Source organism: Candidatus Enterovibrio escicola (genome assembly GCF_002464935.1).
Taxonomy (GTDB): domain Bacteria; phylum Pseudomonadota; class Gammaproteobacteria; order Enterobacterales; family Vibrionaceae; genus Enterovibrio; species Enterovibrio escicola.
In genome coordinates this window covers 377,747-392,654 of record NZ_NBYY01000009.1, presented here as the reverse complement: position 1 = coordinate 392,654, position 14,908 = coordinate 377,747, and the positions used below count along the sequence as shown (strand labels likewise).

At 40.0% G+C, this 14,908-nt stretch carries 10 protein-coding genes, 2 tRNA genes, 1 rRNA gene, 6 pseudogenes and 1 other annotated feature; of the genes and pseudogenes, 7 read left to right on the top strand and 12 right to left on the bottom strand.

All coding sequences use genetic code 11. The annotated features are described in order from the left end of the window. Positions 1-54 precede the first annotated feature (54 nt). From BTN49_RS03430 to BTN49_RS21855, 4 genes and pseudogenes are all read right to left on the bottom strand, one after another. Positions 55-130 (bottom strand) — tRNA-Lys (locus BTN49_RS03430). Between the two features lies 1 nt (position 131). Further along, positions 132-207, bottom strand: a tRNA-Glu gene (locus tag BTN49_RS03425). A gap of 217 nt (positions 208-424) precedes the next feature. Then, positions 425-868: a sequence feature (16S ribosomal RNA rRNA prediction is too short), on the bottom strand. 1,168 nt (positions 869-2,036) lie between these two features. After that, positions 2,037-2,131 (bottom strand): 5S ribosomal RNA (rrf, locus tag BTN49_RS21860). Positions 2,132-2,344: 213 nt separating this feature from the next. Continuing rightward, a pseudogene (locus BTN49_RS21855) lies at positions 2,345-3,569 on the bottom strand (IS256 family transposase). 85 nt (positions 3,570-3,654) lie between these two features. Between BTN49_RS21855 and BTN49_RS21850 the strand changes: the two are divergent. Continuing rightward, positions 3,655-3,819 (top strand): annotated as a pseudogene (locus BTN49_RS21850) (IS982 family transposase); the annotation flags it as partial. A 181-nt stretch (positions 3,820-4,000) separates the two neighbouring features. Next, positions 4,001-4,249: a hypothetical protein gene (locus BTN49_RS14945; protein ID WP_206746256.1), complete on the top strand. Its 249-nt coding sequence runs from the start codon at positions 4,001-4,003 to the stop codon at positions 4,247-4,249. A gap of 366 nt (positions 4,250-4,615) precedes the next feature. Here the strand turns inward: BTN49_RS14945 and BTN49_RS20225 are convergent. Further along, positions 4,616-5,293: pseudogene (locus BTN49_RS20225) on the bottom strand (transposase). Positions 5,294-5,901: 608 nt separating this feature from the next. Here BTN49_RS20225 and BTN49_RS03405 point away from each other — a divergent pair. Together BTN49_RS03405 and BTN49_RS03400 are read left to right on the top strand one after the other, a co-directional pair. Then, positions 5,902-6,390 carry a transposase zinc-binding domain-containing protein gene (locus BTN49_RS03405; protein WP_097356002.1) on the top strand — a complete coding sequence of 163 codons (489 nt, stop codon included), beginning with the start codon at positions 5,902-5,904 and terminating at the stop codon, positions 6,388-6,390. A gap of 160 nt (positions 6,391-6,550) precedes the next feature. Further along, positions 6,551-6,898: a transposase gene (locus BTN49_RS03400; protein WP_158523596.1), complete on the top strand. Its 348-nt coding sequence runs from the start codon at positions 6,551-6,553 to the stop codon at positions 6,896-6,898. A 47-nt stretch (positions 6,899-6,945) separates the two neighbouring features. On the opposite strand, the gene BTN49_RS13785 is transcribed toward BTN49_RS03400, so the two are convergent. The 5 genes and pseudogenes from BTN49_RS13785 to BTN49_RS03380 form a co-directional block, all read right to left on the bottom strand. After that, positions 6,946-7,086 carry a hypothetical protein gene (locus BTN49_RS13785; protein WP_158523595.1) on the bottom strand — a complete coding sequence of 47 codons (141 nt, stop codon included), beginning with the start codon at positions 7,084-7,086 and terminating at the stop codon, positions 6,946-6,948. 215 nt (positions 7,087-7,301) lie between these two features. Further along, a complete protein-coding gene (gene groL, locus BTN49_RS03395; RefSeq protein ID WP_097356000.1) occupies positions 7,302-8,939 on the bottom strand; it encodes a chaperonin GroEL in 1,638 nt (545 codons plus the stop codon). 42 nt (positions 8,940-8,981) lie between these two features. Beyond that, positions 8,982-9,272: a co-chaperone GroES gene (locus BTN49_RS03390; protein ID WP_097355999.1), complete on the bottom strand. Its 291-nt coding sequence runs from the start codon at positions 9,270-9,272 to the stop codon at positions 8,982-8,984. 341 nt (positions 9,273-9,613) lie between these two features. After that, a pseudogene (locus tag BTN49_RS03385) lies at positions 9,614-9,932 on the bottom strand (transposase); the annotation flags it as partial. 179 nt (positions 9,933-10,111) lie between these two features. After that, positions 10,112-11,935: a protein-disulfide reductase DsbD gene (locus tag BTN49_RS03380; RefSeq protein ID WP_097356068.1), complete on the bottom strand. Its 1,824-nt coding sequence runs from the start codon at positions 11,933-11,935 to the stop codon at positions 10,112-10,114. Positions 11,936-12,693: 758 nt separating this feature from the next. On the opposite strand from BTN49_RS03380, the pseudogene BTN49_RS21845 reads away from it, so the two are divergent. Together BTN49_RS21845 and BTN49_RS21840 are read left to right on the top strand one after the other, a co-directional pair. Further along, positions 12,694-13,619: pseudogene (locus BTN49_RS21845) on the top strand (transposase). 143 nt (positions 13,620-13,762) lie between these two features. Beyond that, positions 13,763-14,223, top strand: a pseudogene (locus tag BTN49_RS21840) (transposase); the annotation flags it as partial. A gap of 59 nt (positions 14,224-14,282) precedes the next feature. Here the strand turns inward: BTN49_RS21840 and BTN49_RS17215 are convergent. After that, positions 14,283-14,408, bottom strand: coding sequence for a transposase (locus tag BTN49_RS17215; RefSeq protein WP_223823680.1), 126 nt, complete (start codon positions 14,406-14,408; stop codon positions 14,283-14,285). A gap of 59 nt (positions 14,409-14,467) precedes the next feature. Between BTN49_RS17215 and BTN49_RS17210 the strand changes: the two genes are divergently transcribed. Next, positions 14,468-14,602 carry a transposase gene (locus BTN49_RS17210; protein WP_223823679.1) on the top strand — a complete coding sequence of 45 codons (135 nt, stop codon included), beginning with the start codon at positions 14,468-14,470 and terminating at the stop codon, positions 14,600-14,602. 11 nt (positions 14,603-14,613) lie between these two features. Here the strand turns inward: BTN49_RS17210 and BTN49_RS20215 are convergent, their stop codons facing one another. After that, positions 14,614-14,838, bottom strand: coding sequence for a transposase (locus BTN49_RS20215; protein WP_097356067.1), 225 nt, complete (start codon positions 14,836-14,838; stop codon positions 14,614-14,616). Positions 14,839-14,908 lie beyond the last annotated feature (70 nt).

Below are 14,908 nucleotides of genomic sequence, written 5' to 3'. Positions count from 1 at the left end.
ACTTTATTACTGATATAGATTAAAAAACAAATCGCGCTCTTTCTTGCAGTTAAATGGTGGGTCGTGCAGGATTCGAACCTGCGACCAATTGATTAAAAGTCAACTGCTCTACCAACTGAGCTAACGACCCGTGGCGTCCCATAGGGGAGTCGAACCCCTGTTACCGCCGTGAAAGGGCGGTGTCCTAGGCCTCTAGACGAATGGGACACTTTATTGGTTATGCTTTGTAAGCTTCAACTAATCTTTATTTTCCAATATATACAATCCGTGTTAAATTTACCTTAATAATAAGGAATCAATCCTGTTCAAGTTGAACATAGGGTTACCTAATAACTCACTCCACTCATGACAGATACCAAGATAAATAACTTCCCATGAAGATAAAGATATTTCCTTTTGCTACAAGACTACTCCTATCGTATGAGAAACGTATTCACCGTAGCATTTTTACTCACCATTACTAGTAATTACGACTTCAAGGATTTTAGCTGCAAACTATAATCCAGACCATCACCTACTTTTGAGATTCCATTCCACTGATCTGCCTTCTGTATATGCCATTGTAGCATGTATACAGATCCACTCAGAAAAACTCTGATAATTGGACGTCATTGTCTTCTCCCTGTAATCTATTATCCGCAGTTTTCTTAAGAGTTCCCCTCTTTAATATACTATATACTTGAAGTTAAGGATACGTGGTGTGCTCAATGCAGAACTTAACCTAACATTGCACAAAACTAGTTGAAGATAACTATATAGTACTTGTTTGAGAATTTCCCAGAGATAATTTCTTTCCATTTCTGAGGGTATTAAGAGTAGAAGAGGTCTTCGCAAGGCAGAAAACTTAACCATGTGCTTCACCTCTTGTCATGAATCTCAATCATTCATTTGAATTTTCTGACTGTCCCTGTCAAGCAATCAACTTGAATCGATAGCGAGGATATTTAGGTCTCATTCTTACAATTTCTACGTAAAATTCGTTTGTGGCGTAGATGAACACGTCTCGTATTTCCGTATGTAAGCATCATTTTTGTCTAGTGGATCCACCTTCACTCCTTTCATATTCCTTTTGATTGCAACACACTCTACCACGTATTTCACCATTACACCTAAAAATTTACCTCTCTCTACACAACTTTATCTTATCTAGATTAAGGTTAAAACTTTCAACTTTGTCTTAACAAAGAGTCTGAAGGGTTTTGTTCTCAGTAATCATGCTTTCACCATCTGTGTTACACGACGGCTATGTGTTTAGTAATCCGATTTCCGTTTAGGAAGTTGATGTTCCATGGATTATAAATTCTTTCAGGATCCGTGATATTTAAAGGATTCGACGACTTAGTTACCAATCCTACTGACGAAATGTTTAACTTATTGAATACCTAACCTGCCAAGACCCCTGATAGGGGAGTCAACCGATGTTTCTTTTGTAATTAAAGTGAAGTTACGGAGGTACCGGCTTGCACCTATTATTCAATGTTTCTCACTACTTTTTCCCACGGGAGTTTGGGCTGACTCTAAGTTCTAATATCCCCTAATCATCATCTCAAACCAGTTAGGGAGGCCCCCTTGATATGAAATTATTTAAGCCACTAACTAACAACAACTGTTGTGTCCTGACATCACACCGGGTTCTCACACCGTCCAAAGCTCCTCAGCAAAAAACGTACGTTTCTTTTCTGTCCGAAAATAGGAAGCAAATTGACCAAGATAATAACGGCCATTCCGCAAAACGGAGTTATTCGTTTAGTCACTCAGTTCACTGATGATGATTTTATATACCATGTACGAGTTCACACAAAATTTGTATAAATTGAATTGTTAAAGAACGTTGACTTTCAATATGCTAACCGATGGCACTTCAGAAAACTGAAGCCACATATTTTACGCCATCCTGATATTCAGTCAAGAAAAAATTCCGCCTTATTTCCTTAGAAGATAAAGTAAAAAATCCTTCTTATGTCACGGTTAACTTTTAAGTCAGTGTAAAAGTAATAGAGAGGTTCGTTAAACTTACTGCGCTTTTTTAATTTAAAGCACGGGGAACCCCGATCCTACAATAGGGGCTGTTACATATCACTACTGAGTTTAGTATGGGATCAGGTGGTTATATAATGTTATGGTCACCAAGCAAATTTACTCCCTTGATCCCACTTTTTCAAGTTCCATTTCTGCTCTATTTTCTTACTTCCTTCAATTAATCATATACACCTGAATTCAAATCTGAAGTGCGACGCTTTCCAAGCAAACTGCTAATACTATGTCTTTTAAAACAACGGCAGGGTGCTTAAACCCTAAACATTGCTTAGATCGATGATTGACCCTTGCTTGAGTGGAGCTATGGTCAAATTGGGTGTACTGCTTCCAGAGCAGTATCCTGATGATTGACGTTTATTTCACGAATGCTATCTCTGAATTTCATGCCTTTGATGATATCTGTGAGTAATTTAAAGCCGCGTAGCCTATGCCAGTTAACCTTAGCGGTTCGCATCAGTTTGCAGGTTATTGCCAGTGTTATTTTTCGATTTCCACAATTTTTGGTTTTGTTCGTTTTTGGCCTCACTATTACAAACATTGATTCAATGGGTTTTCTTGTTCTAATATGTATGGCAATGCTCGGTGTGGAAATCATAAAATGCCCGCATTTCAACTTTGTCTTTAATCAGGCACCTCTCTGCTATGGGAGATTTAGCACCATATCATGTTTCGAACTGTCCGAAGGCTTTCTGTTCCTCTTGTTGTGTCTCCACCATCCAGATATCGTGAAGAGTTTTTTCATTCTTGGTTAAACAGATTTTCGGATTTTGTTTAATACATTGGCTGTTTGGTATACCCAGCAGCGCTGATGACGCGTCGTTGGCCAATGCTTTTTCACTGCATTCCAAAAGTCGAAAGCACCATCACTAATGGTGAGTTCAGGAGTGATGCTGATTGGAACGTTAGCTGTGATAGAACTCTAAGCCAACTGACCTCTAACTCCCTTGTACCCATCGACAACGGCTAACACTTCCTTGTGTCTGGCATCATCGACGCTGATGACAACAAGTAGGCAAAACTTGTTATCCATCAAAACTTTGCAGTAAATACCATCGAGCTAAGTGGAGACATACTGACGTTTACTTAGGAGGCGCTTACGCCATTGGTCGTATTCTTCTTCCCACTGCTGCTTGAGGCGAGAAACACTGTTTGCTGACGCCCCCTTGCTTACCTAAGAGCGATTTCAAGGCTGGCTGTATATCGTTCGTGTAGATCCCCCGCAGATAGAGCCAAGGGATAAGCTCTTCTATGTTTTTGGTTCGCTTGAGATAGGATGGACTCAGTGTGCTATTGAACTTGATCTCGCTCCCTGATCTATTTTGAACCTTTGGGACTTTGACGGTAATGTCGCCGAATCAAGTTTGTAGGTGCCGCTCAGGCAAATGGCCATTGCAAACCACTCCCTGCTTTCCGTTCACTTGGAGTGATGTAAAATTATCGAGCCAGAATTTAACCTCCGCTTCTATAGCTTGAGCTAACAACTGCTGTGCGCCTTGTTTCAGCGGTTCATTAAGCGGGTTTTCTACTTTAATCTGAACTACGCATGAAAAATGAACTGAATGCTAAAGTCACGATCTGATCGTTTAAAAAAATGATTGACTGCATAAGGACTTGAGCATGAATAACTTAGACGTTGTTTTCATCGATGTCGATGATTTCTGCCAAACTTTCCTCCTTGCATGGTAAAAACTGCAAATTTCTTCTGGTATCAAACAAAGAAACAAGCCTTCTCGCCTCTCAGTTAGCGAAGTGATGACGATAGTAATATCTTTCCATCAATCTCGGTGTTGGCAAATATAAACTTATGTCCACGATGACCGTGATGTTTTGGACAATGCCATGCCTTAATGGTAGCGTTGTTTATCTAAAAAGTGACTGAACTACGGTTTACTAATGCTTGATTTATATTATTTCAAGTTGCTGATCTTGTGCTTAGATTTTTCCATTATAATCTCTCGCTTAATTGCATAAGCATCTGATTGTAGAAATTGCGATTAGTTCCAGATATTTAGGAAACAACACCTTGAGCAACGATTGGCTTACGGTGACTTTTTTAACCAAATTGCCAGAATATTTCGGTGGTGTTTTTCCCACTATCAGTCGAGAAATAAAGCGCTATATCCCAGATAATTTTCACGGCGTATACTATCATCTCCTTGTATCAGAACAAGCTAAAAAACTGCTTAAACGCTACGAATGGGTTGGCTTTTAGATGTATATAAGAGAGAAGGAAGGCGTTCATTCATGGTCATCTTAGCCATGCATACGTCACTAGATGTGATTAGCGGAGAAACTAGTGTTAAAGCATGATGTGGTGCTTAGTGAAAGCACCCTTTATCGGTAGATATGGCATGATAGGGGTAATGGCTGGGCGCTATAAAAAGGATCTTCTCCATCGTGGAAAATCTTATAAAATTAAGATGAGTATCGGCGATACGGTAAAGAACTGTATTGGCATTGAGAATTGGTCTGATATTGCAGACGAGAAGACTAAATTTGGTCACTACGAAAGTGACACTGTCGTCGGGATTGGGCACAACTCTTTTCTTCTCAATATGGTGGATAAAGCTAATAAACTCTACTTCATCAGGAAGATGTCTAATAAACCTAAGATCTGCATAAGCACTTGCTTATCAAGCCGAGTCATCTTGAAGCTCAGCTTCTTTGGTTGAAATGAATACGTGATAAGTCCAACCATAAAGCTGATATAATTACGGTGCCAAGAATGCTCGATTTAGGATATGTTTTTTAGTTGGTCAAAATCGGTTTCAATAATAAATCGTTTTCGGAGCATCAGGCGGTCCCAAAGTTTCATCACTTTTGGCACTTTGGGTTTCATATTCTTTTTCATACCAGTTATCAGTGTCACTCTCTTGTATGTAAGTTTCCGCACTAATGGGCTAGATATATAACTTTTATCTCCGTAGAACCACCCCATCGTTCCTTTTCCTCGCTTCTCGGTACCTTTAAAGACCTGATATCTGAAAATGCGTAGGGTGTGACAAACCTGTAGCTGACTAATTCAGGAAATTCGTTGGTGAAGTAGCTGCAAACAAAGTGGATGTTATAGGTTTTAAAGTCTCAATACCCCGATGGATAGAAAGTTATCACTATCGTCATCACTTCGCCAACTAAGAGGAGAGAAGGCTTGTTTCTTTGTTTAACACCGGAAGAAATTAGGTGTTTCTACCCTGTGAGGGAGGAAAGTCTGGCAGAAATCGTCAACATCGATGAAAACAACGTCTAAGTTATTCATGCCCAAGTCCTTATGCAGTCAATCATTTTTTTAAACGATCAGATCGTGACTTTGTTATTTAGTGCATTTCTTATGCGTAGTTCAGGTTAATAAACAGGCGGATACAGGGGTTGAGACGTTTATTGATATTGTAAATTCCACCTTCCATGACTTCAAAATCCTCAGATCAGACAACGGATAGAGTGTGCAGATCATGGATAGATTACTGAAATTAAGGACGCTGATTTCTATTTCGCCAGATCTTCTTGGTAAGTGCTCGGGGACTGAATTGGCATACCAATGATCTGATAAGGTGATTTTACCCAAGTGAACTAACTTTAATGCGGTCAGTTAATGAGGGAATTGCCAAGATGAAACACATTTTCAATACACGTGGTAGTGCGCATCTTGGGTATCGCTCTGCTGGCGATATTTTTAGAGTTTTTGATGGTTGATTAAGATCTAATACCTGTTTATTTCAGATGAAGGAGGGTGCTTCTATCAGGTTATTTGCTCTATTTTTTATTTTTTCACCTAGGAATTTCCTCCCAGAAACTATATGTGGTGGGGCTTAAGGCATGTCCATTTCTGTGATACATTTAGCACGAGTGAACAGATAAAAGGCATGAATGAATTTCCAAGGTATCAAATTGAAGCTGCTTCGCTTTAAACGTATTTTCACTACGAATTGGGCCATATTCATATCCAGTCATCCGTGCTATATCACCAATTATTATCATTCAAAAATTGCTAAGATGCTGAAGTGTGGAAGCTCAGACAATGATCTTACCACTTACCAATGCTTGGGTTGCGGTCAATGGCAACATAAAGTTAACTTTAGTTATAAGGGGAAAGCTTGTCCGCAACGTGGAAAAGGTTATGTACTGGAGAGTATGGTCAAAATAGGCGTCTGCTTGTTTCCTAGAGTGAGATATCAGCAAGGTATCTTAACATTGCCTGAGCAACTTCGTATTCCTTTCCATAATCACTCCAATCAGAAGAGTTTGTATTTTAGGTTTATGATCTTGGCGGAATCCTGCCTATCAGAGTTAATTCAAGTGCACTTTAAGAGCGATGCGTGTGAAATAGTCGTGATTGTTTTCATCCATAACCTATAGTTGTAATGGCAACTATTATCCACATTTACATGTGATACTAGCTGAAGATGCATTCTTTCCTTCAAACTAGGATTGGAAAGGGTTTCAGCATTTATCGTTATCTTAGCTACGATTACTTTAGCAACAACACTTACTGAAGTTAATGGAGGTTAAGTTTCCGGTGCGTCAATATGTGATAAGAACCGTATGGGCTAATTATCCTGATGGTTTCTATGCCCATTTTGGCAATGGTCGTAAAAATAAAGTATCAAGTACAAGCTACCGAGGGTTAATACGATACCTAACCAACTATTTATCATCCCCGTTGATAGGCTTATCTAGGATAGTTGGGTATGACGGTCATCAAATCAGGTATTACTATCAATTACATAAAACGAAGTTGAAAACGTATGAGATAGTAGATGATCAGGTATTTGTTGGCAGGCTGGTTCCGCACATTCTTCCTAAAGGATTTCAACTAGTGAGATATTGTGGTCTTCAAGCGACAGTGAGCTTTAAGAAGAGGTAGCAGGTCCTAATCCCTTAAAATGTGTGTTTTGTAGGAGAGGGATGGAGTTAGTTCGGCTCACCCACCCAAAGCATGGTGTGCTCTTCGATTTGTTTGCTTCCGATAGTGGTTAATTGATATGGTTTTTGTTCTCTAAAAAATCTACTTTTCATTTCTAGTTTAGTTAATTTAAATTCGTAATTTCCCATCTTAGTTCAAGGGCTTAAATTTTTACTATTCATAGTATACACATAGCAACCTGCAACTATTGCTACCCCCACTTAAGACCCAATAAATAACTGAAAAGTTATAAACCTATAATGAAATGACATAAATAAACCCACGAATAAAAAACCCGTAAAGCAGAGCTTTACGGGTTTAGTGAAACCTTGATGTATTCTATTATGAATAGCAGGATCGATGATTACATCATGCCACCCATACCACCCATACCGCCCATATCAGGGGTTGCTGATGACTCTTGTTTAGGACGTTCAGTCACCATTGTTTCTGTGGTGATCATCAGGCCAGCAACAGACGCAGCAAATTGCAGAGCTGAACGGGTAACCTTAGTTGGATCTAAGATACCCATTTCAATCATATCCCCATATTCACTTGTTGCTGCGTTATAACCGTAGTTACCATCACCCGCTTTCACATTGTTCGCGACAACTGAATCTTCGTCGCCGGCATTAAGTGAGATTTGACGAATAGGGGCTTCCATTGCACGAAGTGCAACACGAATACCTACATTTTGGTCTTCATTTTCGCCTTTTAGGTCAATAACTCTATGCGCTGCTCGGATAAGTGCAACACCGCCGCCAGCTACAACGCCTTCCTCTACCGCTGCACGTGTCGCATGCAAGGCATCTTCAACACGAGCCTTTTTCTCTTTCATTTCAACTTCAGTTGCAGCACCAACCTTGATCACTGCAACTCCGCCAGCCAGCTTAGCTACACGCTCTTGCAGTTTTTCTTTATCGTAGTCCGATGTTGCATCTTCGATTTGCTGACGAACTTGTGCAACACGACCGCGGATGGACGCTTCATCACCACCACCATCAATAATTGTGGTATTTTCTTTAGTGATAGTAACACGCTTAGCTTGACCAAGATCTTCCAACGTCACTTTTTCCAGTTCTAAACCGATTTCCTCAGAAATCACAGTACCAGCTGTCAGTGTTGCAATATCTTGCAGCATTGCTTTACGGCGGTCACCGAAACCAGGTGCTTTCACAGCCGCTACTTTTACAATACCACGCATATTATTCACAACTAGCGTAGCTAAGGCTTCGCCCTCTACATCTTCTGCAATTAGCAGCAGTGGACGTGAAGATTTAGCAACCATTTCTAAAGTAGGCAGCAGTTCACGAATATTTGATACTTTCTTATCAACCAACAGGATAAATGGACTTTCGAGATCAATCGAACCTGACTCTTGGTTGTTAATAAAATAAGGTGACAGGTAACCACGGTCAAACTGCATACCTTCAACAACATCCAACTCGTCTTTTAGAGATTGACCTTCCTCAACGGTGATAACACCATCACGCCCAACTTTATCCATCGCTTCTGCAATTATATTACCTACGATTTTGTCGGAGTTAGCTGAGATAGTGCCTACTTGTGCGATCGCTTTAGTATCCGCACAAGGGACAGACAACGTCTTTAGCTCTTCAACAACAGCGATAACCGCTTTGTCGATACCGCGCTTAAGATCCATTGGGTTCATGCCGGCAGCAACCGCTTTTAGACCTTCAGTAATAATCGCTTGAGCCAATACTGTTGCTGTCGTAGTACCATCTCCAGCCGCGTCGTTTGCCTGAGATGCAACTTCTTTAACCATTTGAGCGCCCATGTTCTGGAATTTATCCTCCAGTTCAATTTCGCGCGCCACTGTTACACCATCTTTAGTGATAACCGGAGCACCAAAGGATTTATCCAGTACGACGTGACGTCCTTTAGGACCTAAGGTCACTTTAACTGCGTTTGCCAGAACATTTACACCTTCCAGCATTTTTGTACGTGCATCATTGCCGAATTTAACGTCTTTAGCTGCCATTTCTCTCTTCCTTTTAAAATCTGTTCTTCTAGTGAAATGTAATTACTCAACGATTGCCATGACGTCGTTTTCAGACAGGATCAGGACTTCTTTACCGTCAATTTTTTCGGTCTTCATTCCATAGCCTTCTGAGAAAATCACAGTGTCGCCAATTTTAACATCTAGAGGTAATATGTTACCATTATCTAGAACGCGACCTTTTCCTACCGCCAGTACAACACCACGGGTAGATTTTTCAGCGGCAGAACCGGTCAGAACAATGCCACCAGCCGATTTTGATTCAACTTCTTGGCGTTCAACGATTACTCGATCATGTAGTGGACGAATGTTCATCGGCCTTCTCCTAATTAAATGTAGTGATCCATATTTAAGGAACAAAAAGGTACCTGCGGTACTCGCAGATCCCAAAGCACACTTTTTAAAAGATACCTGCAGTACTCGACTCGCAGATCCCAAAGTACACTTGTAGATGGGGATGGGTTATCTCAATCCCAAGGGGGAAATGTAATTTTTTTCTTTTTTTTATCTAATACTTCTCCGTCATCACATTCATTCGAGTAGGTTACGCCAGCTTTAAATAGTAAAGAGAAGTAAACTAGCTCCATGTACGTAAATGAGCTTCTAGTGATGGGGTTGATAAAACATAGTTAACAACAGTGTAATTTTAATTAACCTCAGATCTGCATAAGCGCTTGCTTATCAAACCTAATCCTCTTGAAGCTCGGCTTCTTTGGTTGAAATGAATACGCGCTAAGCCCTGCCAGCAGGTTAACCATAAAGCTGATACAACTACGGTGCCGAGAATGCTCGATTTGCGAGATGTTTTTTATACCCGTTATCAGTGTAACTCCCTTGTCTGCAAGTTCCCGCTCCAATGGACCAGAGATATAACCTTTATCTCCGTATAAACCCCCAAAGCTCGTCAACCATTTCTGATACAGGCTTTCTATCATCCACGTTAGCCGTCGTCACTTTGACTGAGATAATGCCACCTTATTATCCATGACCAAAGTGGTTATGCGGGTAATGGTTTTTTAAACGATCAGGTCGCTACTTTGGTATTAAGTTTATTTTTTATGAGCAACTGAGATTAAGTTACATAAATTGTAGGTAAGAGTTAGATCCCTCCAATTCGTGGCTCTTCCGAAAGAATAAAGTATGGTGGCAATCAGTCATTCTGCTTCCATTAGGTTATTTTGGTTAAGATGCAGAAGGAAAGAGGATGCATCCACGAAACCTGTGAGACGTGCCCGTGGTAAGGCATTGCCTGCTACATCCCAAAAGTCTAAACTAGGCAGCCCATTCACGTTGAGGTACATCAGTAATTTAATGTCTTGTGGACGGTTTTCGGTGACATCCGATTGCAGTAATACAAAGTCAAAGTATTTCAGTTTTGTTACAACCCAATTATTTTGAAACGTATACTTCTCAAACTTTTTACATGAAATACACCAGTCAGCATAGAAATCTAGCATCACAGGTTTTCCAGCTTGCTTTGCAGACGCTAACTCTCGATTAAGATCGTCGATTGACTGTATACGAATAAAGTCCACACCTCGTGTGGATATGTCAATTTCTGATTTCGAAAACAGTTTGTTATAAGTATACGCCGTACATATGTTGAATCCAATAATGGCAAGGATCGCACAGGTACTAGCCAACTTACTTGGTTTCAATCCTCGACTGACATGATACAACCAACTCAGTACAGCAAATAGCCATCCTGACCACAACAAGATGTTGCTCTCTTTTGACAGCAAACGTTCAAACATCAACAACGGAACCATAAGTAACACAAAGCCAAAGAATGTTTTAACTTTATCCATCCAATCCCCAGATTTTGGAAGTAACTTATTACCGAACATAGTAGTGATGATTAGAGGGATACCCATACCGATAGCGAGAGAATAAAGAGTAACGGTACCAGTCAGTAGATCACTACTTTGGGCGATATACAGTAACGCACCAGATAGCGGAGCGGTGGTGCATGGCGAGTAAATAAGGCCAGAAATTGCACCCATAGTAAATATGCCAAGGTTACTCCCTATAGACTGTTGGTTACTGAGTTGACTCAACTTGATTTGTAAAAAGGAAGGAAGATGCAAAGTGAACAATCCAAACATCGACATCGCCAGTAATATAAACGTCGTGCTTATACCAACCAATACATAGGGGTGTTGAAAAGCAACCTGAAATTGCATACCAGCAAAAGTAACAACCAATCCAAGTAAGGTGTAAGTGAGTGCCATTCCCTGCACATACCACATTGATAAAGAGAAAGTCTGTCTGTGGGTTTTCTTACCACAACCAAGTACAATTCCTGCCAAGGTTGGATACATTGGTAGTACGCATGGTGTGAAGGAAAGACCAAGACCAAATCCTAAAAACAATAGGGGTTGCCACCAATTATCAGCCAGATTACCAACGTTTACCTGCTGACTGACCAGATCTGATATTTTTGATACCAATGACATTGAAGCCGATGTGACAGATGGTATGGCTGTTGCTATCAACGAATCTGCATCTCTTGTTATTAACGGCACATCAACCCTTTTGGATGGGTAACAAAATCCCGTTTCTGCGCAACCTTGGTAAGTAACACTTAAGGTCGAATTGTTCGTGGCAGAAATAATAGGAACAGTGACTGTTAGTTTTTTCTTGTAGAGTCGCATCTTACCGAAGAATTCGTCTTCATAAAGTTGCCCTTGGCGCATTTCTAATGCACCAATTTTCGCATCATCGCTGGCGATAATCTCAATTCTATTTTGATACAGGTAGTATCCAGGTGTAACTTGCCAATCGAGGTAGACCCGATCACCTTGCTGACTAAAGCTAAATGGATATGCCTGATCAACTGTCACAAAAGTGGGTACATTCTTGATGGAAAAGGTAGGTGAATTAAATAGGGTGAATTTAGCATGTACGTGTAACACACTAAACAGAGCAAGCGTAAAAAAAGTAAATAATCGAAAACTGGATGTCGACATGATCTTCATCATAATAGGTAATACCTTGAAATTGAATTTATTATTGAGACTAGAGAAAGACAAAATTGGTTTCCAAAGAGATCCCGCTCATAACAAGTTGCAATAAAGAGATCATGTGTTTAATAAGTTGGTTTCTATTTAACAATAAATTTTTCATGGTTACCAAATCCTGTTAGGACACATGATACTTGTAATAGTAAACAACTTGATTGCAAGTTATACTAACGAACCATTCAACTTATTGAATGCATAAGCCAGAAAAAGAGACCATATGGTCTCTTTGCGTGATCTAACACATTGTTAATTAACCTGAACTATGCGTAAGTCTCGGTCTGCCAGTTTGAACAAAATTATCAGTCGCAAAAGAACGTTAGCAAAATAATTTAAACGCTGCTTTCGATTGATATCGACACTTTCTGTCAGGTTTTCCTTCCTACTTGGGAAAAATACTTAATTTTAGAGTTTAGAACAAAAAATAAACCGTCTCGCTTTTCAATCAGTGAAATCAATAACGATTGTTATATCTTTATTATCAGCCTAGATTTCGTGATTTTAAAACGTATTAAATGTACTTTTACTGCCGTCACCTAACAGATAAATTTCCTGATTTGATCCTCTATACAGAGATGCTTAAGTTGATGCAAAATGTTCTAGTTCCCTTTAGTTTTTATCGAGCTATAGTGATTTCTGATGTATGGGTAGGGAATAATGCGGTGTAACATGTTGATTTATCTAGCCAGATTAACAACCAATAAAGAATACACCGCATGAACAATAATCATAGCGTTACCGAGTTTCATAAACTAAAAAACCCGCTTAATGAACTGCTGAAATAAGGCGAAAGGCAGTTGCTGGTTTAAGCTATAGAAGCCGAGGTTCAATCCATGCACAATGATTTTACATCACTCCAAGCTAATGGAAAGCAGGGAGTGGTTTGCAATGGCCATTTGCCTGAGCGGCACCTACAAACTGGATTTGGCGACATTACCGTCAAAGTCCCAAAGATTCGAGATAGAACAGGGAGTGGGATCAAGTTCAACAGCACATTGGTTCCGCCCTATCTCAAGCGAACCAAAAACATAGAAGAGCTTATCCCTTGGCTTTATCTGCGTGGGATCTTTACGGGCGATATGCAGCTAGCCCTAGAATTGCTCTTAGGTAAGCAAGTCAAGGGGTTGTCAGCAAACAGTGTTTCTCGATTCAAGCAGCAGTGGGAAGCAGAATGCGACCAGTGGTGTAAGCGCAACCTAAGTAAACTGTGGAATATCTACATTTTGGCCGATGGTATTTACTGCAAAGTTAAGATGGATGACAAGCTTTGCCTGCTTGTTGTCATCGGCGTCGATGATGCCAGTCGCAAGGAAGTGCTAGCCGTTCGTTATTGATGGGTACAGAAAGCCTTCAGACAGTTTGAAATACGATATGGTGTTCAATGTCCCAAAACAGCGGAATACCGGATCAAAAACAAAGTTGAAATGTGGGTATTTCACGATTTTCCACCGAGCACTGGATACATATGCGAACGATAAACCCCATTGAATCAATGTTTGTAACGCTAAGGTTAACTGGCGTAGGCTAGCGAAGCTTTAAATTACTCTCAGATATTATCAAAGGCGTGAAATTTAGAAATGACAGTCATGCAAGAAACGTCAATCATCAGGATACTGCTCTGGAAGTTGTACACCAGATTTGATCATATCTCATTTTTATCTTACTCCCCACCAAGCTAAACTTACCGACATATAGCTAACCTGAGTTGCGCATAAGAAATGAACTAAATGCCAAAGTTGTGATCTGATCGTTTAAAAAAACTATTGATTGCATAAGGACTTTAGCATGAATAACTTAGACGCTGTTGACGACATCTTCCAAACCTTTTCTCCCTGCATGGGAGAAACACCTCATTTCTTCCGGTATCAAACAAAGAAACAAGCCTTATCGCCTCTTACGTTAGCAAAGTGATAACGATAGTGATAGCTTTCCATCAATCGGGATGTCAAGACTTTAAAACTTATTACATCCACTTTTGTTTGCCACCATCTCACCAACAAATTTCCTAAATTAGTCAACTACACGTGAATGCTCAAGTTCATGCAAGGTGTTTTGGTTTTGTTCTGTTTTGCTCTTACCTCACTCACCGTCAGGGATTGCCTTCGTTAATTCGTTCAAGCTACAGATTTATTACAACCTACGCATTTTTAGACATCGATGTACCTCGAAGCGAGGAAAAGGAACGATAGGGTGGTTCTACGGCTTCAAATTACAGCTTATGATCAATGATCAAGGTGGTATTAGTTTCACTCCCCTGTCTGCAAGTTCCTGCTTTAATGGGCCAGAGATATAATCTTTAGTCTCCTTATAAACACCATAAACACCCCAAAAGTTCGTCAGTCATTTCTGAAACAAGCTTCCTATCATCCATGTTAGCTGTCGTCACTTTGACTGAGATAATAACGGGTATAAAAAAGAATATTAAACCCAAAGTGATAAAACTTTGGGACTGCCTGATACTTTGGAAACCATTTCTTATTCAAACCGTTTTTGACAACTAAAAACATCTCCCAAATCGAGTATTCTCGGCATCGTAATTATATGAGCTTTATGGTCAATTTGTTGGGGGTTTATCGCGTATTCATTACAACTAAAGAAACCGCGTATCAAGATGACTTGGTTTGATAAGCAAGTGCTTATACAGGTTTGAGGGTAATGCAAGTGTATGTAGGGGATTTCAGCGGGACATTCATCAACGTAAAAACCAAATTGAAAAAGCCTCTTAACGCACGAAGTGGGAGCTTGAAAATATCTTTTACCCGCAGTGCCGTCTCAATTTCGGTATAGGTAAATATAAACTCACGGTTACGATGACCGTGATGCTTCGGATAATGCCATACCTTAACGGCAGTGACGTTTATCCAGAAAGTGACTTAGCCCAAGTTTATTAATGCTTGATTATATTATTTCCAGTTGCTGATCATGGCTTTG